This is a genomic window from Actinosynnema sp. NPDC004786, assembly GCF_053601135.1.
Window position 1 is genome coordinate 162,888 of the sequence record NZ_JBSGBG010000007.1, and the last position, 21,151, is coordinate 184,038.

At 71.3% G+C, this 21,151-nt stretch carries 13 protein-coding genes and 1 pseudogene; 3 read left to right on the forward strand and 11 right to left on the reverse strand.

Going from position 1 to position 21,151, the window contains the following annotated elements:
* Window positions 1-192: 192 nt before the first annotated feature.
* The 11 genes and pseudogenes from cutA to ACWEFJ_RS08790 form a co-directional block, all read right to left on the reverse strand.
* A complete protein-coding gene (gene cutA, locus ACWEFJ_RS08740; protein WP_378085712.1) occupies window positions 193-516 on the reverse strand; it encodes a divalent-cation tolerance protein CutA in 324 nt (107 codons plus the stop codon).
* Complete coding sequence (locus ACWEFJ_RS08745) at window positions 513-2,468, reverse strand: beta-galactosidase (RefSeq protein WP_449713342.1); 1,956 nt, start codon at window positions 2,466-2,468, stop codon at window positions 513-515. Before ACWEFJ_RS08745 ends, cutA begins: the two co-directional genes overlap by 4 nt.
* Window positions 2,465-3,400 carry a carbohydrate ABC transporter permease gene (locus ACWEFJ_RS08750; protein ID WP_449713343.1) on the reverse strand — a complete coding sequence of 312 codons (936 nt, stop codon included), beginning with the start codon at window positions 3,398-3,400 and terminating at the stop codon, window positions 2,465-2,467. Before ACWEFJ_RS08750 ends, ACWEFJ_RS08745 begins: the two co-directional genes overlap by 4 nt.
* A complete protein-coding gene (locus ACWEFJ_RS08755; RefSeq protein ID WP_449713344.1) occupies window positions 3,397-4,371 on the reverse strand; it encodes an ABC transporter permease in 975 nt (324 codons plus the stop codon). Before ACWEFJ_RS08755 ends, ACWEFJ_RS08750 begins: the two co-directional genes overlap by 4 nt.
* The gene (locus ACWEFJ_RS08760; protein WP_378085704.1) at window positions 4,358-5,977 is read right to left on the reverse strand and encodes an extracellular solute-binding protein; all 1,620 of its coding nucleotides are present in this window, start codon (window positions 5,975-5,977) and stop codon (window positions 4,358-4,360) included. Before ACWEFJ_RS08760 ends, ACWEFJ_RS08755 begins: the two co-directional genes overlap by 14 nt.
* A gap of 218 nt (window positions 5,978-6,195) precedes the next feature.
* Window positions 6,196-7,194, reverse strand: coding sequence for a LacI family DNA-binding transcriptional regulator (locus tag ACWEFJ_RS08765; RefSeq protein WP_378085702.1), 999 nt, complete (start codon window positions 7,192-7,194; stop codon window positions 6,196-6,198).
* A 1-nt stretch (window position 7,195) separates the two neighbouring features.
* A complete protein-coding gene (locus ACWEFJ_RS08770; RefSeq protein WP_449713345.1) occupies window positions 7,196-9,724 on the reverse strand; it encodes a beta-glucosidase in 2,529 nt (842 codons plus the stop codon).
* A gap of 270 nt (window positions 9,725-9,994) precedes the next feature.
* Window positions 9,995-12,931 (reverse strand): glycoside hydrolase family 48 protein, encoded by a 2,937-nt coding sequence (locus tag ACWEFJ_RS08775; protein ID WP_378085698.1) that lies wholly within the window; start codon window positions 12,929-12,931, stop codon window positions 9,995-9,997.
* Between the two features lie 118 nt (window positions 12,932-13,049).
* A complete protein-coding gene (locus tag ACWEFJ_RS08780; protein WP_449713346.1) occupies window positions 13,050-15,992 on the reverse strand; it encodes a glycoside hydrolase family 9 protein in 2,943 nt (980 codons plus the stop codon).
* Window positions 15,993-16,207: 215 nt separating this feature from the next.
* A complete protein-coding gene (locus tag ACWEFJ_RS08785) occupies window positions 16,208-16,609 on the reverse strand; it encodes a cellulose binding domain-containing protein (protein ID WP_449713379.1) in 402 nt (133 codons plus the stop codon).
* Window positions 16,589-18,418 (reverse strand): annotated as a pseudogene (locus ACWEFJ_RS08790) (glycoside hydrolase family 3 protein); the annotation flags it as partial. The pseudogene ACWEFJ_RS08790 and the gene ACWEFJ_RS08785, both read right to left, overlap by 21 nt.
* Window positions 18,419-18,848: 430 nt before the next feature.
* Between ACWEFJ_RS08790 and ACWEFJ_RS08795 the strand changes: the two are divergent.
* From ACWEFJ_RS08795 to ACWEFJ_RS08805, 3 genes are all read left to right on the forward strand, one after another.
* The gene (locus tag ACWEFJ_RS08795; protein ID WP_449713347.1) at window positions 18,849-20,261 is read left to right on the forward strand and encodes a glycoside hydrolase family 6 protein; all 1,413 of its coding nucleotides are present in this window, start codon (window positions 18,849-18,851) and stop codon (window positions 20,259-20,261) included.
* A gap of 84 nt (window positions 20,262-20,345) precedes the next feature.
* On the forward strand, window positions 20,346-20,651 hold the full coding sequence (locus tag ACWEFJ_RS08800; RefSeq protein WP_378085692.1) for a hypothetical protein: 306 nt from the start codon (window positions 20,346-20,348) through the stop codon (window positions 20,649-20,651).
* The gene (locus ACWEFJ_RS08805; protein ID WP_378085691.1) at window positions 20,648-21,028 is read left to right on the forward strand and encodes a YchJ family protein; all 381 of its coding nucleotides are present in this window, start codon (window positions 20,648-20,650) and stop codon (window positions 21,026-21,028) included. Before ACWEFJ_RS08800 ends, ACWEFJ_RS08805 begins: the two co-directional genes overlap by 4 nt.
* The last annotated feature ends 123 nt before the right edge of the window (window positions 21,029-21,151 follow it).

Genomic DNA, 21,151 nt, shown 5'->3' on the forward strand with positions numbered 1-21,151 from the left:
CAAGTCTCGAGAGTCCTACGTTCGCGCCCCCTGAGTTCAACACTCAGGACGGTCGGCCGGTGACCTGAGCGTTGAATTCAGGGGTTCCGAACGTAGGACACGCGCGTTCTGAACGTAGGACACACGCGTTCTGGAGGTAGGACACGCGGGGTCTGGAGGTACGACTCACGGGGGTGCGAAGGGGGCGGGGGGTTAGGGGCGGGTTTCGGTGGTCAGCCAGGTCAGGTAGTCGGGGTTGCCGCCCAGGACGGGGAGGGCCAGCACCTCGGGCACGTCGTAGGTGTGGTGCGCCTTGACGAACTCGGTCAGCTCGTCCACCCGGTCGTAGGCGGTCTTGATCCAGAGCTGGTGCTCGGGCTCGTCGGCGACCTCGCCCTGCCAGCGGTACACGCTGCGGATCGGGCCGCTGATCTGCACGCACGCCGCCAGGCGGGCCTCGACGATCGCCTTGGCCAGGGTGGCGGCGGCGGCCTCGCTGTCCGTGGTGGTGATGACCACGACGTGGTTGTCGCTCATCCTCCCGAGGCTAGCGGCGCGAGGGCGGCGACCCCGAACTTCCCCAGCGCCACGGAGCCGGCGACGGTCGCGCCGGTCAGCAGGTCGACGTGCGACCCCGGCACGTCCAGCCGCACCTCCGACGTCCCGTGGTTGACCAGGAACAGCACGTCGCCCCGGCGCACCGCCTCCACCCCGCGCGGCGGTCCGAGCACCGGTTCGACACCGGCCTCCGCGACCACGCGGGCCAGCAGCCGCCCCATCGCGTCGGCGGACGGCCGGGTGCCCACGTACCACGCCACCCCGTCGCCGAACGCGTTGCGCAGCACCACCGGCACCCCGTCGACCAGCGACGCGACGACCTCCGCCCCCTCGGCCCGCAGGTCGTCGTACCAGAAGTCGGCCGTGAACTCCCCCAGCGACGCCGACGTGCACGCCAGCACCTCGTCCGGCCCGAGCGGCACGACCTCCTCGACCCGGAGCCCCAGCACGTCCCGGAACGGCGCGGGGTAGCCGCCGAGCCGGACCTCGTCGTGCTCGTCCACCACGCCGGAGAAGAACCCCATGACCAGCGTGCCGCCGCCCGCCACGAACGACCGCAGCGGCTCCGGGTCGCGCACCAGGTACAGGTTCGGCACCACGACCAACCGGTACGCCGACAGGTCCGCCTCCGGGTGCGCGAAGTCCACCGTCACGCCGAGGTCGAACAGCGGCTCGTAGAAGTCCCGCACCCGCCGCAGCACGTCGAAGTCCGCGGACGGGTGCCCGTCGAGCTGTGCCGCCCACCAGCTCTCCCAGTCGAGCACCACGGCCACCGACGCGGTCACCCCGGCGCCCGCCACCGGCGCCAACGCCGCCAGGTCCGCCCCCAGCGCCACCACCTCGCGGAACACCCGGCTGTCCGGTCCCGCGTGCGGCACCATGCCCGAGTGGAACTTCTCCGCGCCGGCCCGCGAGGCCCGCCACTGGAAGAAGCACACCGCGTCCGCCCCCCGCGCCACCGCCTGCACGGACTGCGCGCGGAGCTGCCCGGCGGGCTTGGGCGGGTTGCGCCGCCGCCAGTTCACCGCGCTCGCCGCCTGCTCCATCAGCACCCACGGCCCGCGCGCCAGCGACCGCATCAGGTCGAAGCCCAACGCGCTCATCACGTGCCCGGTCGGGTCGAACGGGTCTGCGTACCAGTCGTGCGACACGACGTCCTCGTGCCGGGCCAGCTCCCAGTAGTCCAAGGGGGCCTGCAGGCCGATGAAGTTCGTCGTCACCGGCACGTCGGGCGTGACCGCCCGCAGCACGTCCCGCTCGGCCCGGAACGACTCCACCAGCACGTCCGAGCAGAACCGGGCGAAGTCGAGCCGCTGCGCGGGGTTGATCAGGTACGGCGCGCGGCGCGGCGGGATCACCTCCGCCCAGTCGCCGTAGCGCTGGCTCCAGAACGTGGTGTGCCAGGCCGCGTTCAACGCGTCCAGCGAGCCGTACCGCGCGCCCAGCCATTCCCGGAAGTGCCGCGCGGTCACGTCGCAGTGGCACACCGGCCCCAGTTCGTTGCCCACGTGCCACATCGCCAGCGCCGGGTGGTCGGCGTACCGCCGCGCCAGGTCGGAGACCAATGCCAGCGCGTGCTCCCGGTACACCGGCGAGGACGGGCAGAACTGGTTGCGCGAGCCGTAGGCCAGCCGGTGGCCGTCGAAGTCCACCGGCAGGGTCTCCGGGTGCCGGTGCCCGAGCCACGGCGGCGGCGAAGCGGTCGGCGTGGCCAGGAACACCTCGATGCCGCCCCCGTGCAGCAGGTCCAGCACGCGGTCCAGCCAGCCGAAGTCCCGCTCCCCCGGGACCGGCTCGATGCGGGCCCAGGAGAACACGCCGACGGTCACGGTGTTCACGCCCGCGCGGCGCATCAGCTCGACGTCCTCGGCCCACACCTCCTCCGGCCACTGCTCCGGGTTGTAGTCGCCGCCGTAGCGCAGGCCCGTCATCCCTTGATCGCCCCCACGATCACTCCCTTGGTGAAGTGCTTCTGCACGAACGGGTAGACCACCAGCACCGGCACCACGGCGAGCACGATCACCGCCATCTTGATCGCGAGTGTCGCCACGACCCCGCCGGTGCCGGTCAGCGTGGAGTCCACCGCGCTCGCGCCCGGGATCGACTGGCCCTGCAGCACGTACGTGCGCAGCACGAGCTGCAACGGCCACTTGTCGTTGGAGTTCAGGTACAGGAAGGCGTTGAAGAACGCGTTCCAGTACCCCACCCCGTAGAACAGCGCGATGACCGCCGTGACGCCCTTCGACAGCGGCAGCACGATCCGGGTCAGCACGCCGAACTCGCTCGCGCCGTCGATGCGGGCGCTGTCGATGACCTCCTGCGGCAGGTTCATGAAGAACGACCGCAGCACGACCAGGTTGAACGCCGCCACCGCGCCGGGCAGCACCAGCGCGGCGTAGGTGTCCAGCAACCCGAGCGAGTTCACCAGCAGGTAGGTCGGGATCAGGCCCGGCCCGAACAGGAACGTCAGCAGCACCATGAACAGCAGCGGCCGGTGCGCGAACGACCCGGGCCGCGACAGCCCGTAGGCCGCCAGCAGGGTCACCACCGTGCTGAACAGCGTGCCGACGACCGTGACGCCGGTGCTGACGAGCACCGACCTGGTCACCACGCCGCCGGACAGCAGTTCGGCGTAGGCGCCGAGGCTGAACCCGTCCGGCACGATCACCAGGCCGCCCGCCTCGGTGATCGCCCTGGCCGGCGACAGGCTGGTGACCACCACCACCCACAGCGGGAACAGCACGGCCAGCAGGACCACGCCCACCAGCACGCCCTTGGCCACCTGGCCGATCCGCGTCGGCGGCTCGTCCCAGACGGGCCGCCGCCGCGCCGAGGCCGACCTGCGCGCGAGAGCCGTCGTCATCGCGAGTACACCCCCTGCTCCCCCACCATGTGCGCCACCCGGTTCGCCGCCAGCACCAGCAGCAGCCCGATCACGCCCTTGATCAGGCCCGCCGCGGCGGCGTAGGAGTAGTCGGCGTTCACCACGCCGGTGAAGTAGACGTAGGTGTCCAGCACCTCCGCCGCCTCCTGGCCGACCGCGTCGCGTTGCAGCAGGAACTGCTCGAAGCCGACGGTCAGCGCCTCGCCCAGGCGCAGGATCAGCAGCAGCACGATCACCGGGATCAGCGCGGGCAGCGTCACGTGCCACAGCCGCCGCCAGCGGCCCGCGCCGTCCACCGCCGCCGCCTCGTACAGGCTCGTGTCCACGGTGGCCAGGGCCGCGAGGAACACGATCGCGCCCCAGCCCGCGTCCTTCCACACCGCCTGGGCCGTCACCAGCCCGATGAACAGGTCCGGGTTGGTCATGACGTCGAACGTCGGCGCGCCGTTGGCGCGCAGCACCTGGTTGAGCACGCCCGCGCCGCCCAGCATCTGCTGGAACAGCGTGACCACCAGCACCCACGAGAAGAAGTGCGGCAGGTAGACCACGCTCTGCACGAACATCCGCAGCCGCGGGCTCAGCAGGCTGTGCACCAGCAGCGCCAGGCCGATCGGGATCGGGAAGTAGAACACCAGCTGGAACGCCGTGATGATCAGGGTGTTGACCGTGGCGGACCAGAACTCCGGGTCCTCCATGATCCTGACGAAGTTGGCGAAGCCCACGTACGGGCTGTAGAGCATGCCGACGTAGGGCGAGTAGTCCTGGAACGCCACCACGTTGCCCAGCAGCGGCACGTAGTGGAACACGGTGAGCAGGCCGATGGCGGGCGCCACCATGACCAGCAGCACCCAGTCCCGCTTCAGCCTGCGCCGCCACCCCGCACGCCGGCCGGCGGCTGCCGGCGTGCGGGTCCGGGCGGACGGTCGTTCCAGCAGGTCAGCGCCCGGCATCGGAGAGGGCCTTGTCGTAGAACTCGCGCAGCTCGTCGCCGCCCGCCTTGCGCCAGTCCTCGGCGAGCTTGTCGACGTCGGACACCGGCCGGCGACCGCGCAGGATGTCGGCCGTCCGGTCCTCGAACTCCTTGGGCAGCTTGGAGAACTCCGCGGGCTCCTCGATGCGCAGGCCGAACGTGGGCGGCCGCACCTGGTGCTCGTAGGCGTCCACGAACCAGGCGTGCTTGGCCTTGACGAAGTCGGGGTACTGGGCGTCGATGATGGCCTCCGGCGCCCGCGACATGAAGCCGTAGGTGAGCGTGACCTCCTTGCGGCCCAGCTCGTTCAGGCCGGGCGCGCCGTTGGCGTCGCGGGTGCTGTGCTTGCCCTCGACGCCGTAGTTGATCAGGAAGTGCTCGGTGGTGCCGACCGGCGCGGCGACGAAGTTCGCGAGCCGCAGCAACTCCTTGATCCGGTCGGGCGAGAGGTCCTTGCGGAACAGCGTGACCATCGCGGTCGGCGCGGTCACGACGTAGCGGGGCTTGCCGCCGTCGTGCGCGAACAGCGGCATGGCCTCCAGGCCGAACTGCGGGTTGGCCGGCCGCTGGCGCCGGACCGCCTCACCCCAGAAGCCCATGCCCGCCAGGTGGATCAGCATCTGGCCGCCCTCGAACAGCTCGTTGACGCCGGTGTTGCTGCCGGCCACGATGTTCGGGTGCACGAACCCCGCCTCGAACAGCGAGCGGGTGAACTTGACGGCTTCCTTGTACGCGTCCGTCTCCAGCTTGTTGACCACCTTGCCGGACGGGTCGCGGTGCCAGTCGCCGGGGTCGCCGAAGACCCGGACCATGGACCGGAAGACGTCGCCGACGGCCCACCGGTTCGCGCCCGGGTCGTTGATCTTCTTGCAGAGCTGGAAGAACTCGTCGATGTTCTTGGGCGCCTGCCCGCCGAGCGACTCGATGATGTCGCGCCGGTACATGATGGTCTCGGGGAACATCTCGCCCTGGAACGGCACGCCGTAGAGCCGGCCGCCGTAGACGCAGGCGTGCCACGACTCGGAGGGGATGTTCGCGAGCAGCGGGTAGTCCTTGATCTTGTCGCCGCTGAGGATGTCGGTGAGGTCGGCGAACACCTGGCCGACGCCCTCGCTGAACCGCGGCGGGATGGTGAACGTCGGCATCACGGTGATCTCGGGCACCTGCTTGGCCGCCACCATCGCGCCGAGCTTGGCCTGGTAGTCCTGGCCCTGCACCTGCTCGAACTTGACCGTGCCGCCGATGCGCTGGTTGACCGCGTCCCAGTAGGAGTTCTCCCCCAGACCGGGCGGCAGCGGCCAGAACGCCGGCGTCATCGCGGTGACCTCGCCGCCGTTGAGCACCTTGTCCTTGACCGCGTCCACCAGGTTGGTCGGGAACTTCAGGTAGCCCGCCAGCGAGCCGTTCACGCCGGGCAGGTCCGGCTTCGCGTACTCCACCGGGTGGTAGGACGGCAGCACCTTGGCCAGCGCGTCCTCGCCGAGCGCGGAGCCGGTGTGCTGCGTGGCCGGACCGCCGCACCCCACCAGCAGTGTGCCGCCGGCTGCCGCCGTGAAGGTCAGGAAGCCCCTGCGGTTGAGAATCATCGGAGAAACGCCCCTTTGTGTCGGATCAGGGAAGTTGTGCGCCCTCGCGCACGAAGAGGGGGATGTGGTCGAGCGGCGCCGCGCCCGCCCCGGCGCGGACGTCCCGCCGGTCGAGGCCACCGGTCATCTCCCGCGAACCCATCGGTGTCCCTCCTCGGGTACGTCGAAGCGCTTCGAAACGACGCGCCCGTCCGCGCCGGCGCGGACGGGCGCGGTGCTCAGCGGGTGGTGCTGGCCCGTTCGGTCAGCCGGGGCGGCAGCAGCGTCAGCGGAGGTGTCGGGGACCGGTCGAGCTTCGCCATCAGCAGCGCGACCGCGTGGTGGCCCAACTGCTCGGCCGGCACGGCGACCGAGGTCAGCGGCGGCATGAGCCGCTCGGCCTGGTCGTCGGGGCAGATCGCGACCACCGCGACGTCGTCGGGCACCTTGCGGCCCAGCGACCGCAGCACCTCGACCACGGACGGCAGCGCGGCCTCGTTGTGCACCACCAGGCCGGTCACCGCGGGGTGGCGCTCCAGCAGGCCGGTGATGGCCACCCGGACCGACTCGTGGTCGGTCTCGGTGGGCAGGGTCGTGGACGACACGCCGCGCCGCATGGCCGCCGCGCTGAACCCGGCCATCGTGCGGTGCGCGAAACCGGTGTCGCGCTGGTAGACCGCGCGGGGCGCGCCGACCAGCGCCACGTAGGTGTGCCCGAGGTCGGCCAGGTGGTCCACGCACCGCGAGCCCGCCTCGGCGAAGTCCAGGTCCACGCACGTCAGCCCGGCCGCGTCGGCGGGGAAGCCGATCAGCACCGACGGGCGGTCCAGCTCGCGCAGCACGGGCACGCGCTCGTCGTGCATCTCCACGTCCATCACGAGCAGCCCGTCGACCTGCGCGCTGCCCGCGACCCGGCGCAGGCCCGCCGCGCCCTGGTCGGCGGTCACCAGCAGCACGTCGTGGTCGTGCCGGCGGGCCGCGTTGGCGACCGCGACGACGAACTGCATCAGCACGGGCATGTGCATGCCCTCGCGCATCGGCAGCACCAGCGCCAGCACGTTGGCGCGGTTGCTGGCCAGCGAGCGGGCTCCCGCGTGCGGGTGGTAGCCCAGGGCCCGCACGCTCGCCTCGACCCGGGCCTTGGTGGCCGAGGAGATCGAGCGGCGGCCGGTGAGCACGTACGACACGGTGCTGGGCGCGACCCCGGCGTGCCGGGCGACGTCGGCGATGGTGACCACCTCAGCCCACCTCCCGCACCCGGACGCCGGCGGTCTCGGCGGTGAGCACGACGGACGTGCCGTCGACCGAGAGCCGGGTGCCCGGCGGCGCGGACCGCGACCCCGGCGTCACGTCGTGGAACGCGATCCAGGCGCCGGCCCGGGTGAACACGACCTCGTCGTCCACCAGCCGCACGCCGTCGCAGTCGTCGAAGTCCAGGGCGGGCAGCGCGCCCGTGCGCGGTCCGATGCGCTCCCCCGGCACGTCCACCACCAGCCGCGCCCGGATGTCGCGCGACGACGAGCCGGCGCACAGCTCGTACCGCCCCGCCTCCACCACGCGGCGCCGGGTGATCACGTCCCAGTGCCACAGCCGGTCCGCGCGCAGCTCCACCACCGCGGTCTCGCCCGGCGCGAGGTGGACCCGGTCGAACGACTGGAGCCTGCGCACCGGTTGGCGCACCCGCGAGTCGAGCGCGGACGAGTAGAGCTGCACCACCTCCGCGCCCGCCACCGCGCCGGTGTTGGTGACCGACAGCCGCGCCACCCCGTCGGCCCACTCCAGCGCCGAGTACTCGAACGTGGTGTAGGACAGGCCGTGGCCGAACGGGAACAGCGGTTCGCCGGTGAAGTACAGGTACGTGCTGCCCGCGCGGATGATGTCGTAGTCGAAGATGTCCGGCAGGTCGTCGTCGCCGCGGTACCAGGTCTGGGTCAGCTTGCCCGACGGGGAGTACGCGCCGAACAACGCCTCCGCCACCGCGCGGCCCTGCTCCTGCCCGCCGTGCGCGGTCCACACGATCGCGGGCAGGTGCTCCTCCTCGCCGTCCAGCGCGTACGGGTAGCTGCTCACCAGCACCAGCACCGTGTTCGGGTTGGCCTCGCGGACCGCCCGCACCAGGTCCAGCGAGGGCAGGCGCAGCGTGGTGCGGTCCTGCGTCTCCCGGCCGTTGACGTGCGGGTCGTTGCCCAGCACCAGCACGGCGACGTCCGCCCGGGCCGCCGCCTCGGCCGCGGCCGCGAGGCCGTCCACGACCCGCTCCACCTCGAACGGCCCGGTGTCGGTCTCCTGCACCTTGTTGCGCAGCACCACGCCCGCGTCGGTCAGCCGGGGCTCGAACAGCTCGCGCACGTCCCAGCCGCCCGGCATGGCGGCCGCGGCGACCAGCGAGCCGTCCTCGGCCACGCCCAGGAAGCGCCGCGAGCCCACGTCGCGCAGCGTCCACACGCCGTCGCCCCAGTCGAAGCGGTCGAACAGCGCCCGCTCGCCCAGCCCCACGACGCCGCCGCGCACCCCGAGGTAGCGGCCGTCCGCCGCGCGCAGCGCGATCCGGTCGACGCCCTCCACGAAGGTGACGGGGGCGAACTCCTCCAGTCCACGGCGGACGGTCACCTGGTACGGCAGCGTGCCGCTGTACCAGTCCTCGAACAGGGTGTCGGCGTGCGTGCCGATCACGGCCAGCGCGGCGCCCGCGGTCAGCGGCAGCGCCGACTCGTTGCGCAGCAGCACGACGGCCTGCCGTGCGGCTTCCAGCGCCAGCTCGCCGTGCGTGCCGATCACGTCGGAGGTGATGGCCGCGTACGGGTTGTCCTCCGGCGGGTCGAACTCGCCGAGCCGGAACCGCAGCGCCAGCACCCGGCCGACGGCCCGGTCCACCACCTCCTGCTCCAGCAGGCCGTCCTTGATCGCCGTGGTCACGCTCTCGATCAGCAGCGTCGGGTCGTCGTCCTGGTCGGTGAAGCTGTGCAGGCCCGCGTGGAGCAGCGCGGCGTGGGCCTCGGCCTGGGTGGGCAGGTACGCCTGCAACCCGGCCACGTTGGACGGCGCGTAGGCGTCGCTGACCACCGCCACCCCGTCCGGCGACCACGTCTGCACCTCCTGCTCCAGCAACGGGCTCAGGTGCGCCGGCCGGCCGTTCACCAGGTTGTACGACGGCATCACGGCCACCGCCGCGCCCGCCTCGACCGGACCGCGGAAGCACGGCAGCTCGTACTCGTGCAGCACCCGCGGCCGCAGGTCCGACGACGTGACGCAGCGGTCGTCCTCGTTGTTGTAGCCCAGGAAGTGCTTCAGCGTCGGCGCGGTCCGCAGGTAGCGGGGGTGGTCGCCGCGCAGGCCGCTCGCGTACGCCGTGCCCATCGCCGCGGTGAGCGTCGGGTCCTCCGAGTAGCCCTCCTCGTTGCGGCCCCAACGCGGGTCCCGCAACGGGTTCACCACCGGCGCCCACACGTTGAGGCCGTGCTTCACCGGGTCGCGGTGGTGGAAACCGCGCGCCTCCACGCCCGTCGCCTCGCCGACCCGCCGCACCAGGCCGGTGTCCCACGAGGACGCCAGGCCGATCGCCTGCGGGAACACCGTGGCGGGCCCGAGCCACGCGACGCCGTGCAACGCCTCCATGCCGGTGTGGAACCCGGCCAGGCCCAGTCTCGGCACGGCCGGCTGGTGCTGGTGCAGCAGCGCGACCTTCTCCTCGTCGGTCAGCCTGCCGAGCAGGTCGGTCACCCTGTCCTCGACCGGCAGACCCGGGTCGCGGAACGGCAACGGGGCCACGGCACACCTCTCGCGGTCGTCGAATTGTTCGAACCTGCAGCTCACTGAATCGAATCGTTTCGATCGCTGCGAAATCGTCGCCGACCGGGGGGCCAGCAGGTGGGGTGCCAGAAATGTGGCACAGCTCTCTCACCCGAGTCAACACCGAAGTTTCACGGTTGTTTCATCGGCGTTGGGGCGTCGAACGCATTCGACATTTGAGACGTTGCACGACACGCCGAACACCCCCCTCACCACGTCGTGAGGGGGGTGCCGGCGACCTTCGCGGGTCTACCCGAACAGCTCCACGTGCAGCTGGAACGCCGTGGCGATCTCAGCCTGCGCCCAGAACCGGTGGTAGGTGAAGGTCGGCGCGGGGCCGCCGTCCAGGTACGCCTGGACCTTCGGCCAGTCCTTGTCCTGCTTGAACATCGAGCGGATGTCCACGAAGGACACGCCGGGCTTGATCTGGTCGCCGTTGGGCATGGTGCCCGACCAGCCCGAAGGCACGTACGGACCCTCACGCGTCGACGTGTTGTAGACGTCGTCGAAACGGTTGTAGTCCTTGCGCTCCTCCGGCACCGCGATGCCCTTGTCGTCCTTGTGCGCCAGCAGCGCCGTCAAGAGGCCCTCGCCGACGGTCTTCGCCTGGGCGTTGCCCGACTTGGCCGCGTAGTTGAGGAGGGTCTTGGCGTAGGACGCGGCGATGCCGACGTCCTGGCTGAAGTTGAGCACGCGGACGCGCAGGTTCGCGTTGGAACCCGGGTTCGAGGCGTTCCAGGTGTCCGGCGCGCCGGTCCACTCCAGGTCCGAGGGGATCTGGAACTGGCCGTTGGCGCCGACCGTGGTGTTCGCGATGGCCCAGGGGACCCACTTGTCGAGGATCTTCTTGGCCGCCGCGTTGCCCGTCTTCTCGTACAGGGCGGCGGTGCGCTCCATCTGCCACGCCTGGAAGCCGAACCAGCGGTTCGACGGCGGGTCGCGCCACACCGGGTGGGCGTCGTAGAACATGCCGTAGAAGGTCGGCGTGCCCGACGGCGGCGCGGCGTACTGGCCCTCCCAGCTGTTCGTCACGCCACCGGCGATGGCGCCGTCAGCGGACTGCAGCCACTGGAGCAGCTCGAGCTGCCGGGTCATCGACGTGGCCCAGTCCTGCTGGCCGGTCGCGGACTTCGGCTTCAGGGCCGGCACGTTCGCCAGCGCGTAGGCCGCCAGCGGGTTCTGGTAGCCCTGGTGCGACGCGCCGTCACCGATGCGCCACGCCCAGCCGGCCGACGTGTCGGTCGCGCCACCCCACGCGTAGTACCAGGACATCAGGTAGTGCGCGCTGTCCTTGCCGGTACCGGCCGCGCAGTTGGGGCTGGTGCAGTTGCCGATCTTCTTGAAGTACTTGTCGAACATGGCGTAGCGGAGGTAGTCGCCCATCTTGGCGGCCTTCTCCAGCTCCGACGAGATCTCGCTCGCCTTGCCCTGCTCGGTCGCCCACTCGTTCGCCAGCATGGCCACCTGCACCGCACGCGCGTCGGCGTCCGGGGCGTTGGTGTACTTCCACTGCTTGGCGTAGCTGGCGTCCTTGGTGAACAGGTCGAGGAAGCCGTTGGGGCCACCGTGCGCGAACGTGTCGCAGGACGGCTGCGGGATGGTCTCCCACACCGACTCGGACGAGCCGCGCTGGTAGGTGTTGATGTACGCGGGCGCCGCGTCGGACTCGTCGCCGCACCGGCCGAAGCCGTAGGTGTTGTCGACGTCGAGCAGCCAGTGCATGCCGTAGATGTCGCTGGTGCCGTACGCGGACTTCAGCTCGGCCGCGATCGGGTCACGGCCGACCGGCACGTTCGAGTCGAGCTGCGACGGGTACTGGTCCATCCGCGGGTGCTCGGGGGCGTACGTCGCGGGCTTGGACGCGTCGTACTTGTCGTTGGTCGGCTGGTCCGCCCGGGCCGGGATGATGTACTTCTCCATCGACGCCCAGGCCTTCTTGAACGGCGCCCAGTCGCCCACGATCTTGCCGTAGCTGGCCTCGAGCCACAGGTAGTAGCTGAACGCCTCGGACGTGGTCTGGTGACCGTGGTCCGGCGCCTCGACCATCAGCGTCTCGATCGAGTGGTACGGCACCTTCAGCCCGTCGGAGAAGGTGCGGAAGTAGCCGCTCGCCGGGTCGTTGATCTTGGCGTAGAGGTCCAGGAACTCCTGCTCGAACGGCGAGGTGTCGGCGCTGGTCTCGCGGACCTCGACCGACGCCGACGCCGCGCCGGTGGCGCTCGCGGTGAAGGTGGCCGTGGCGAGCGTGCCGCCGTTGGCCGCCGAGGTGACCGTGACGTTCTGCTTGGTCGACCAGTTGGTCGGGGTGAACGTCAGCGTCGTCGGAGCGGCCGTGAGGTCGGTGCTGCCGGCCGAGCGGGCCACGCTGACCGTCACGTTCGAGGTCGGCGCGGTGGCCAGCGAGACGCCGAAGGTGGCGGTGGCGCCCTGCCGCACGGTCAGCGACGCCGGGCTGGCCTGGATCGCCTGGCCCGCGATGACCCTGATGCTCGCGATGCTGGAGTTGCCGATGCCGCCCTTGTCGTCCGTGGCGCGGGCCACGATCGCGTGCTCACCCACGGTCGCGCCGGTCCACGAACCCGTGTACGGGGCCGAGGTGTCGGTCGCGACGACGACGCCGTCGGCCAGGAACTCGACCTTGGCGACGGTCCCGTCGCTGTCGGTCGCGGTGGCCGCCAGCGGGATCGCCTGGCCGGACTGGAACGTCTGCGCGGGCGTCGGCGAGGTCAGCGACACCGTCGGGTTGACGTTGACGTTCGGGCCCGTGCAGCGGGTGCCGTTGAGCGCGAAGTCCGTCGGCGGCCGGTTCTGGCCGCTCCACGAGCCGTTGAAGCCGGGCGTGACGGTCGCGCCGGTGCCCAGGTTGGGCGACCAGCTCGGGGCCGCCACGGTCACCGCGCTGCCGCTCTGGCTGAACGTGCCGTTCCAGCCCTGCTGCACGCGCTGGCCGTCCGGGAAGGTCCACGTGAGGCGCCAGTTGTTGACCGCGTCACCCTCGTTGCGGATCGACACGTTGGCGCCGAAGCCACCCTGCCACTGGCTCGTGACCTGGTAGTTGACCGTGCACGCCACGGCCGCGTTCGCCACCGGCGCGACGAACGGCATAACACCCGCGGCGGTCGCCGCCGCGGCTATCAGCGCGAGCGGACCGGTGCGCAACCGTCCCGCTCTGGTGCGGTACCTCATGCGTCCTCCTCCTGCACGGATCAGCCATTGACCCGCGAGCTTGAAAGGGCGTGGCGGGGAGTGGGGTCGGCACGGGACGCCTGGGCGCGCAGAACGCCCCGTGCCGAGTCTCGGGGTGCTAGGGCTCCACGCCCCAGGCGAGGGCGCCGCCGGTGTAGGCGGTCACCCGGTCGAAGTCGGTGAGGGTCGAGCTGACCCGGTAGCTGTGGTCGTCGGCCTGGTTGAAGGACGACCAGTCGGACTTGGCCACCCGGAGCTGGATGTCGCCGGTGCTCGCGCCCGCGGCGAGCGTGCCCGAGGCGAAGGACACCTCGAGGTAGGCGTCCGCGCCGGTGCGCGCGCTGGGCAGCTTCACCACGGTGGCGCGGACGTTGGCGCAGCCGACCACCGCCCAGTCGCAGAACACCTGGTAGTTGGCGTTCGCGGACTCGCCGGTGAACCAGTACCGCAGGGTCACGGTGGACCGGTCGACCGCCGCCGTGCCGCGGTTGACCACGGCGAGCGTGGCGCCGATCTGGTTGGCGGTCGCGCCGCCGTTGCCGCGCTGCTGCACGGCCAGCGTGCCGGTCACCCCGCCGGTCCTGGTCCGGAACGTCACCGCGGTGCTCGCCGCGGAGGTGTTGCCGGCGGCGTCCCTGGCCCGCACGGCGAACGTGTAGGAGGTGTCGGCGGCGAGGCCGGTCAGCTGGTGGCTCACGCCGGTCGTGGTCGCCGCGACCGTGCCGTCGGGGCGCAGCACGTCGTAGCCCGTCACGCCCACGTTGTCGGTGGCGGCGGTCCAGGTGAGCGTCGCGCCCGTGCTGGAGATCGCGGAGGCGGTCAGTCCACCCGGGACGGTCGGCGCCTGGCGGTCCCCGTTGTCGGCGACCGTGATGGTGACCGGCGTGCTCGCCGCGGACAGGTTGCCCGCCGCGTCCCTGGCCCGCACCGAGAACGAGTGCACGCCGGGCGCGAGGCCGGAGAGGGGGAACGTCGGGGTGGCCGTGGCACCTACGACCGTGCCGTCCGCCCGCAGCACGTCGTAGCCGGTCACCCCGACGTTGTCGGTGGAGGCGGTCCAGCTCAGGGTGTAGGTGTTGTTCGAGCCGGTGACCACCCGCAGCGCCTGCGGGACGGTCGGCGCCTCGCGGTCCACGACCGCCGGGCCGGGCTCGTTGCCCCACAGGACCTTGCCGTCCTGGGCGAGCACCACGCGATCGGTCAGCGCCACCGTGTTGCCCGTGCCCAGGCCCGCGTAGGACCAGTCGTTGGACGGGTCCCAGCTGCCCGCGCTGGTGATGCGGAACTGCACCTCGTGCTTGTGCGCCGACTGGCCGCCGGGGTAGACGCCGGGGCACGGCACGTCCACGTAGTACACCGAGCCGCTGTGCTGCTTGGGCGCGGTCGGCGTGCCGCACTGGTTGTAGTTCGTGGTGACGGTGATCTGGTCGGGCGTGGTGGCGCCGTCGAGGGTGAAGTAGTAGCGCAGCGAGCCGTTGAACATCCGGGCGGGCCACGCGGTCTTGTTGATGACGAACGCCTTGATCTCGGTGAAGCCGGGCGCGCTCTGGTTGACCGACGCCTGCACGGTCAGCTCGGGGCCGTCGGTGGCCTCGGCGACCGGGAAGTTGGCCAGCGGCGTGCCGCCGTACTCCTTGTAGAGCCGGGCGAGCGCGCCGGTGAAGGCCGCGTTGTAGTCCAGCGCGACCTCGTTGGCGACGAAGTCGGTGCGGTCGTCCTTGTACGCGTCGTTGTTGGTGCCGGGACCGCCGACCAGCGCGCCGTACAGGACGTGCCGGCTGGTCGCGGGCTCCTGCATGGTGTCGGCCCACGCGCCGTGCGCGGTGCGGTGGTGCGGGTTGCGCGGCGGGTTCGCGCCGAAGCCGACGACGTAGCTCGAGTTGCGCGGGTTGTCGCCGAGCGCGTAGTTGATCTGCCGCACGCCGAAGTCGTGGTAGGTGGCGGCCCTCGCGGCGTCGCGCTCGCGCAGCCAGTCGCCGTAGACCAGGGCGACGAACGCGGTGTTGGCGGCGTACCGCAGCGAGCCCCAGGTGTCGAGGTGCGCCTGGCCGCCCGGCGAGTACCGCACCCGGTTGCCGTTGTAGCCGGTGGTCCAGTAGTCGAGCCAGCGGTTGGCGTCGGCGATGTACTCGGCCTCGCCGGTCAGCTTGGCCAGCAGCACGTACGCGCCGTACGACTTGTCGTCCCAGGCGATCGTCCACCGGTAGGACCGGGTGGTCGTCTGCGGCTCGGTGGACAGCTTCGAGTACTCCGCCTTGGCCTTGGTCAGGTAGCTCGCGTCGCCGGTGGCCCGGTACAGCCAGGCCGCGCCCCACACCAGCTCGTCCTGGTAGCCGCTCCAGGAGTTGTAGAAGTTGGCCGCGTCGGTGATGCAGGAGCTGTACTTGCCGCGGTAGGTGTCGGCGAAGCTGTAGAGCTGCTTGGCGTGCGTCAGCAGGGTCGCCGCGTACGTCGGGTCGGTCTGCTTGAACACCATGGACGACGCGGCCATCGCCGCGGCGTACTCGCCGGCGAGGTCCGAGCCGGGGCAGGAGGCGTCCACTTTGTACGCCGGGCGGGCCATCTGCATGACCTCGGCCGCGCCCCACCACTTGTGGTCGTCGTCGCCCTTGCCGACCTGGCCGTAGACCACGTTCGGCGACGGGTGCGCCTTGATGATCCAGTCCGTGCCCCACTTGAGGTTCGCCATGAGGTGCCGCAGCTGACCCGAGTCCTCGTAGGCGTCCCGGTTCTCGACCGCGCCCCACGCGAGCATCGACATCGTGGCCGCGAACGGCAGGCCGAACTTGACGTGGTCGCCCGCGTCGTAGAAACCGCCCGAGAGGTCGAGGCCGACGTCGCTGCCGTCGCGCAGCGCCGAGTCGCCGCGCCAGTTGACCCGGTTGTCCGCGGGGAGGTCGCCGGACCGCTGGGCGTCGTAGAACCAGATCGACTTCTGGAGGGCCTCGCCGTAGTTGAACGCGGGCGCGGCCGTCGCGGACGGTTGGAACGGGGTCAGCGTCGCGGCGCTGACCAGCACGGCTAGCGTGCCGGCCAGTGCCCCGGACATGCGTCGTCGCATGCGGTGCCTCCGAGGGGCAGGGCGGTGGAGGTTTCTGGGAGCGCTCCCAGTCGGGGACTGTAACGGCATCGAAACACCGTGAAAAGAGGGTTCAGCCACAAAGGCTTGACAAATTCGGCTCGGCAGCCCTCGGGCCGTGGGCCGAATGTCGGCCCGCGCTGCGCCGAATGACGCAGCGTGGGGGAGCGCTCCCAGAAAGTCACCGCGGGCCGCCGCTACCGAACCCGGCAGGTCAGCTCGGGCAGGGTCGCCGTCCCGGACGCGGTGAACCCGAAGGACCCCGAAGCGCCGGGGGCGAGCGCGCCGTTCCAGCCCACGTCGTCCACGGACACCGAGGTGCCGCTCTGGGTCAACCTGCCGTTCCACAGCGAGTTGATCGTGTGGTCGACGCCCCTCGTCCAGGTGACCGTCCAGCCGTTCGACCGCGCGGCGCCGGTGTTGGTGACGGTGACGTCGGCCTGGAACCCGCCCTGCCAGGAGGAGGTGATGCGGGCGGTGGCCGTGCAGCCGCCGGGCGGTGGTGCCGTGGTGGTGGTCGTCGTCGTGGTCGTGGTGGTGGTCGTCGTGGTGGTGCTCGTGGTGGTCGTGGTCGGGGCGTAGCTCAGCCCGTGGCCCAGCGGGTAGAGCGCGGGCTTGCCGTCACCGGCGTTGATCGGCTGCTGCGAGCTGCTGCCCATCCAGGTCACGGGCAGCTTGCCGGTCGGGTTGTAGTCCCCGAACAGCACGTCCGCGACGCCGCGGCCCTCGGTGCCGGGCAGCCAGGAGGCGAGCAGCGCGTTCCAGCTCCCCTGCTGGCCGACGAGGTCCAGCGGGCGCCCGGAGACCAGCACGACGACCACCGGGATGCCCGCCGAGCGCAGCCGGTTGATCGTCTCCAGGTCCTCGCGGTCCAGGCCGAGGCCGTTCGGCCGGTCGCCCTGGCCCTCCGCGTACGGGGTCTCCCCCACCACCGCGATGGCCGCGGTGTACGAGCCGTCGACCCCCGCGCCGTAGCGGTCGTGGGTGATCGTGGCGCGCGAGCCGACCAGGTCGCGGATGCCCTGCAGGATCGTGGTGCCGGGGGTGGTGTTGCCGCTGCCGCCCTGCCAGGTGATCGTCCAGCCGCCGCTCTGGTAGCCGATGTTGTCGGCCGACTTGCCCGCCACGAAGTACTTGCCGGACTTGGCCAGCGGCAGCACGCCGTCGTTGCGCAGCAGCACCTGCGACTGCCGCACCGCCTGGCGGGCCAGGTCGCGGTGCGCCGCCGAGCCGACGGTCGAGGTGAGCGAGCGGTCGGTGAGCGGGCGCTCGAACAGGCCCAGCTCGAACTTCTTGGTCAGGATGCGGCGGTTGGCGTCGTCGATCCGGGCCGTGCTCACCCGGCCGGCCTGCACCTCGGCCTTGAGCAGGCTCGTGAACCGCCGGTAGTCGGTCGGGACCATCACCATGTCGATGCCCGCGTTGACGGCCGCGGCGACCTCCGCGCCGGTGAACCCGGTCGCGCCGTCGAGCTGGTCGATGCCCGCCCAGTCGGAGACCACGAACCCGGTGAAGCCCAGTTCGCCCTTGAGCAGGTCGGTGATCAGGTAGCGGTGGCCGTGCGCCTTGACGCCGTTCCAGCTGCTGTAGGAGATCATCACCGAACCGACGCCCCGGTCGACGGCGGCCCGGAACGGCGGCAGGTGCACCGCGCGCAGCTCCTGTTCGCCGATCCGGGCGTCGCCCTGGTCGTCGCCGCCCTCGGTGCCGCCGTCGCCGATGAAGTGCTTGGCGGTGGCGAGCACGGAGCCGGGCGTGCCGCCGAGCGTCGCGCCCTGGAGGCCGTCGATGTAGGTCGTCATCGCGGTCGGGATCTCCGGGACCTCGCCGAACGACTCGTAGGTGCGGCCCCACCGGTCGTCGCGCGCCACGCACAGGCACGGCGCGAAGTTCCAGTCGATGCCGGTGCCCGCGACCTCCGTCGCGGTGACCTCGCCGATGCGCTTGACCAGGTCGGGGTCGCGCGTGGCGCCCAGGCCGATGTTGTGCGGGAAGATCGTCGCGCCGCGCACGTTGTTGTGCCCGTGCACGGCGTCCACGCCGTAGATCAGCGGGATCCCCAGCGGCGCGGACATCGCCGCGCGCTGGAAGCCGTCGTACATGTCCGCCCACGCCTGGGGCGTGTTCGGGCTCGGCGCGGAACCGCCGCCGGACAGCACCGAGCCGATCCGGTAGGTGGCGAGGTCGGAGGTGGCGGCGAGGGCGCCGCGGTCGACCTGCGTCATCTGGCCGACCTTGTCGTCGAGCGACATGCGGGCGAGCAACTGCTCGACCCGCGGGTCGGCCTGGGTCGCCACCTGGGCGGCGGCCACGGGTCGCAGGTGCGGCACGAGCACGGTGGCGGCGAGGGCGACGGAGGCCAGGAGGGCCGTCGTCACCGCGAGGGGTCGGGAGGGGCTGCGCGTCATTGCGGTGCCTCCGGGTCGGGACAGGGTCCGGGGAGAAGGACTGGGAGCGTTCCCAGACTAGGAATGTCCGGTTTAAAGCACCAGACTTGGGCTTTTCGGCGCAGCACCAGCGCCATCGCACGGCCTAATTCGACAACTTTTTCGACATCAACTTCGAACGGGCCGTGATCCGGGTCTCACTCACTCGAACGGCGCAATGGCGCGGTGAAAATATGACTGTGAGTGGCGAACGCCGCGTTCATCGGCGGGCGACCGGTCTCAGGTGCGGTTCATTCGGCGTTTTCTTCACGGACCGTATAAACCGGTGCGGGCACCGGTCGATCACGGCCTCTTTTCTTCACCGTTTCCGACTGGCTACAGTCCTGCCACCTGGGAGCGCTCCCAGGTGGAGTCAGCCCCCGTTCAGCACCGACGCTGCGAGGACCTTCCGATGCGAGCACACATCACGCACGTTACCGGCCACGACGCCCGGCGACCGCGGCACAGGGCCAGGCTGGCCACGGCCGGTGCGCTGTCCAGCGCGTTGGTCGCCAGTGCGGTGGCCCTGGTGCTCGGCGGCGGCGCCACCACGGCGCAGGCAGCCGACTCCGCGTTCTACGTCGATCCGAACACCTCCAGCGCCAGGTGGGTCGCCGCCAACCCCGGCGACTCCCGTGCGGCGGTGATCCGCGACCGGATCGCCTCCGTGCCGGCGGCGCGGTGGTTCACCACCACCAACACCTCGACGGTGCGTTCGGAGGTCAGCTCCTACGTCGGCGCGGCGGCGGCGGCCGGGAAGATCCCGATCATGGTGGTCTACAACATCCCGAACCGCGACTGCGGTGGCGCCAGTGGCGGCGGCGCGCCGTCCCACGACGCCTACCGCGCCTGGGTGGACGAGGTCGCGGCGGGGCTGGCGGGCCGGCCCGCGTGGATCGTGCTCGAACCGGACGTGCTGCCGATCATGAGCAACTGCCAGAGCGCCGACCAGCAGAGCCAGACCAGGGCGTCGATGGCCTACGCGGGCAAGAAGCTCAAGGCCGGTTCCGGGCAGGCCAAGGTCTACTACGACATCGGCAACTCGGCGTGGCTGACCCCGTCGGAGGCCGCCAACCGGCTGCGCGCCGCCGACATCTCCAACAGCGCCGACGGCATCGCCTCGAACGTGTCGAACTACCGCCGCACGTCCGACGAGGTGGCCTACACCAAGAACATCCTCAACGCCGTGGGCGACGGCAGGCTCACCGCCGTGATCGACACCAGCCGCAACGGCAACGGCCCGCTGGGCACCGAGTGGTGCGACCCGGCCGGGCGCGCCATCGGCACGCCCAGCACGACCAACACGGGCGACTCCCGCATCGCCGGGTTCCTCTGGGTGAAGCTGCCCGGCGAGGCCGACGGCTGCATCGCACCGGCGGGCCAGTTCGTGCCGCAGCGCGCCTACGACCTGGCCATCGCCGCCGGCCCGACGTCCACCACTACCTCCACGACCACGAGCACCACCACCACTACTTCCACGACCACGACCACCACGACCACCACATCGCCTCCAGGGGGCGCATGCCGGGTGACGCACCGCGTGGTGAGCCAGTGGTCGGGCGGTTACACCGGTGAGATCGTCATCGAGAACCGGGGCGCTGCGATCAACGGCTGGACCCTGACGTTCTCCGCGCCCGGTGTGACCGTTTCCCAGGGCTGGAACGGGACGTGGACCGACAGCGGCGACATCGTCCGCGTCGGCAACGCTTCCTGGAACGGCGCGCTCGCGACCGGTGGTACCGCGACCATCGGTTACAACGCGAGCTTCAGCGGCGGTACCCCACCGTTCACTTCTCCCACTCTGAACGGTGCGGCGTGCGGCTGACGCCGTAGCCCAGCCCTCGCAGCGGCTCCCCTCCCCGACTGGCAGTCAACGGGAGGGGAGCCGCTCTCCTTATATCCTGGTGCCGTGACCGAACCGATGTCCGTCGCGCGGGGCGTGGCCCTGGCCGGCGACCCGGACGACGCGGTGCGCGAGGCGTTGTCGACCGACCCCGCCGCGCCGGCCGAGGCGCTGGCGCTGCTGGCCGACGACCCGCGGCCGGCGATCCGCGCGAACCTGCTCACGCACCCCGCCGTGCCCGCCGACCTGCGGTACCAGGTGCACGCGTCGCTGGCCGCACAGGCCGCCGCCGGTGACCGGGAGGCGGAGAACGCGCTGGCGTGGGTGCGCTACGACCGTTCCGGCCGCACCGCGTGCGATCGGCCCGGATGAGCGCGCCCGACCGCTGCCCGTGCGGGCTGGGCGAGCCGTACGAGGCGTGCTGCGGCCCGTACCACCGGGGGCTGCGCAAGGCCCCGACCGCCGAGGCGCTGATGCGGTCCCGCTACAGCGCGTTCGCGGTGGGCGACGAGGACTACCTGCTGGCCACGTGGCACCCGACCACCCGACCGGCGTCGCTGGAGCTGGACCCGGAGCAGCGCTGGACCCGCCTGGAGATCCTCGACCGCGCCGACGGCACCCTGTTCCAGTCGACCGGCACGGTCGAGTTCCGCGCCCACTACCGCGTGGGCGGCCACCACGACGTGCTGCACGAGCGGAGCCGCTTCGTCCGCGAGCACGGCTCCTGGCTCTACCTCTCCCCCACCTGACCCTGATCGCCCCCACCTGCCCCCCGAACGCCCCCACCTGCCCCCGAACGCTCACCTCACCCGTTCCGAACGTAGGACACACGCGACCTGAACGTAGGACACACGCGTGTGTCCTACGTTCGG

Excerpts from the sequence above, each read along its gene's own strand:
- ACWEFJ_RS08795 (WP_449713347.1), top strand. The coding sequence starts at position 18,849 with ATGCGAGCACACATCACGCACGTTACCGGCCACGACGCCCGGCGACCG.
- ACWEFJ_RS08760 (WP_378085704.1), bottom strand. The coding sequence starts at position 5,977 with ATGATTCTCAACCGCAGGGGCTTCCTGACCTTCACGGCGGCAGCCGGC.
- cutA (WP_378085712.1), bottom strand. The coding sequence starts at position 516 with ATGAGCGACAACCACGTCGTGGTCATCACCACCACGGACAGCGAGGCC.
- ACWEFJ_RS08780 (WP_449713346.1), bottom strand. The coding sequence starts at position 15,992 with ATGCGACGACGCATGTCCGGGGCACTGGCCGGCACGCTAGCCGTGCTG.
- ACWEFJ_RS08775 (WP_378085698.1), bottom strand. The coding sequence starts at position 12,931 with ATGAGGTACCGCACCAGAGCGGGACGGTTGCGCACCGGTCCGCTCGCG.
- ACWEFJ_RS08805 (WP_378085691.1), top strand. The coding sequence starts at position 20,648 with ATGAGCGCGCCCGACCGCTGCCCGTGCGGGCTGGGCGAGCCGTACGAG.
- ACWEFJ_RS08755 (WP_449713344.1), bottom strand. The coding sequence starts at position 4,371 with ATGCCGGGCGCTGACCTGCTGGAACGACCGTCCGCCCGGACCCGCACG.
- ACWEFJ_RS08745 (WP_449713342.1), bottom strand. The coding sequence starts at position 2,468 with ATGACGGGCCTGCGCTACGGCGGCGACTACAACCCGGAGCAGTGGCCG.
- ACWEFJ_RS08750 (WP_449713343.1), bottom strand. The coding sequence starts at position 3,400 with ATGACGACGGCTCTCGCGCGCAGGTCGGCCTCGGCGCGGCGGCGGCCC.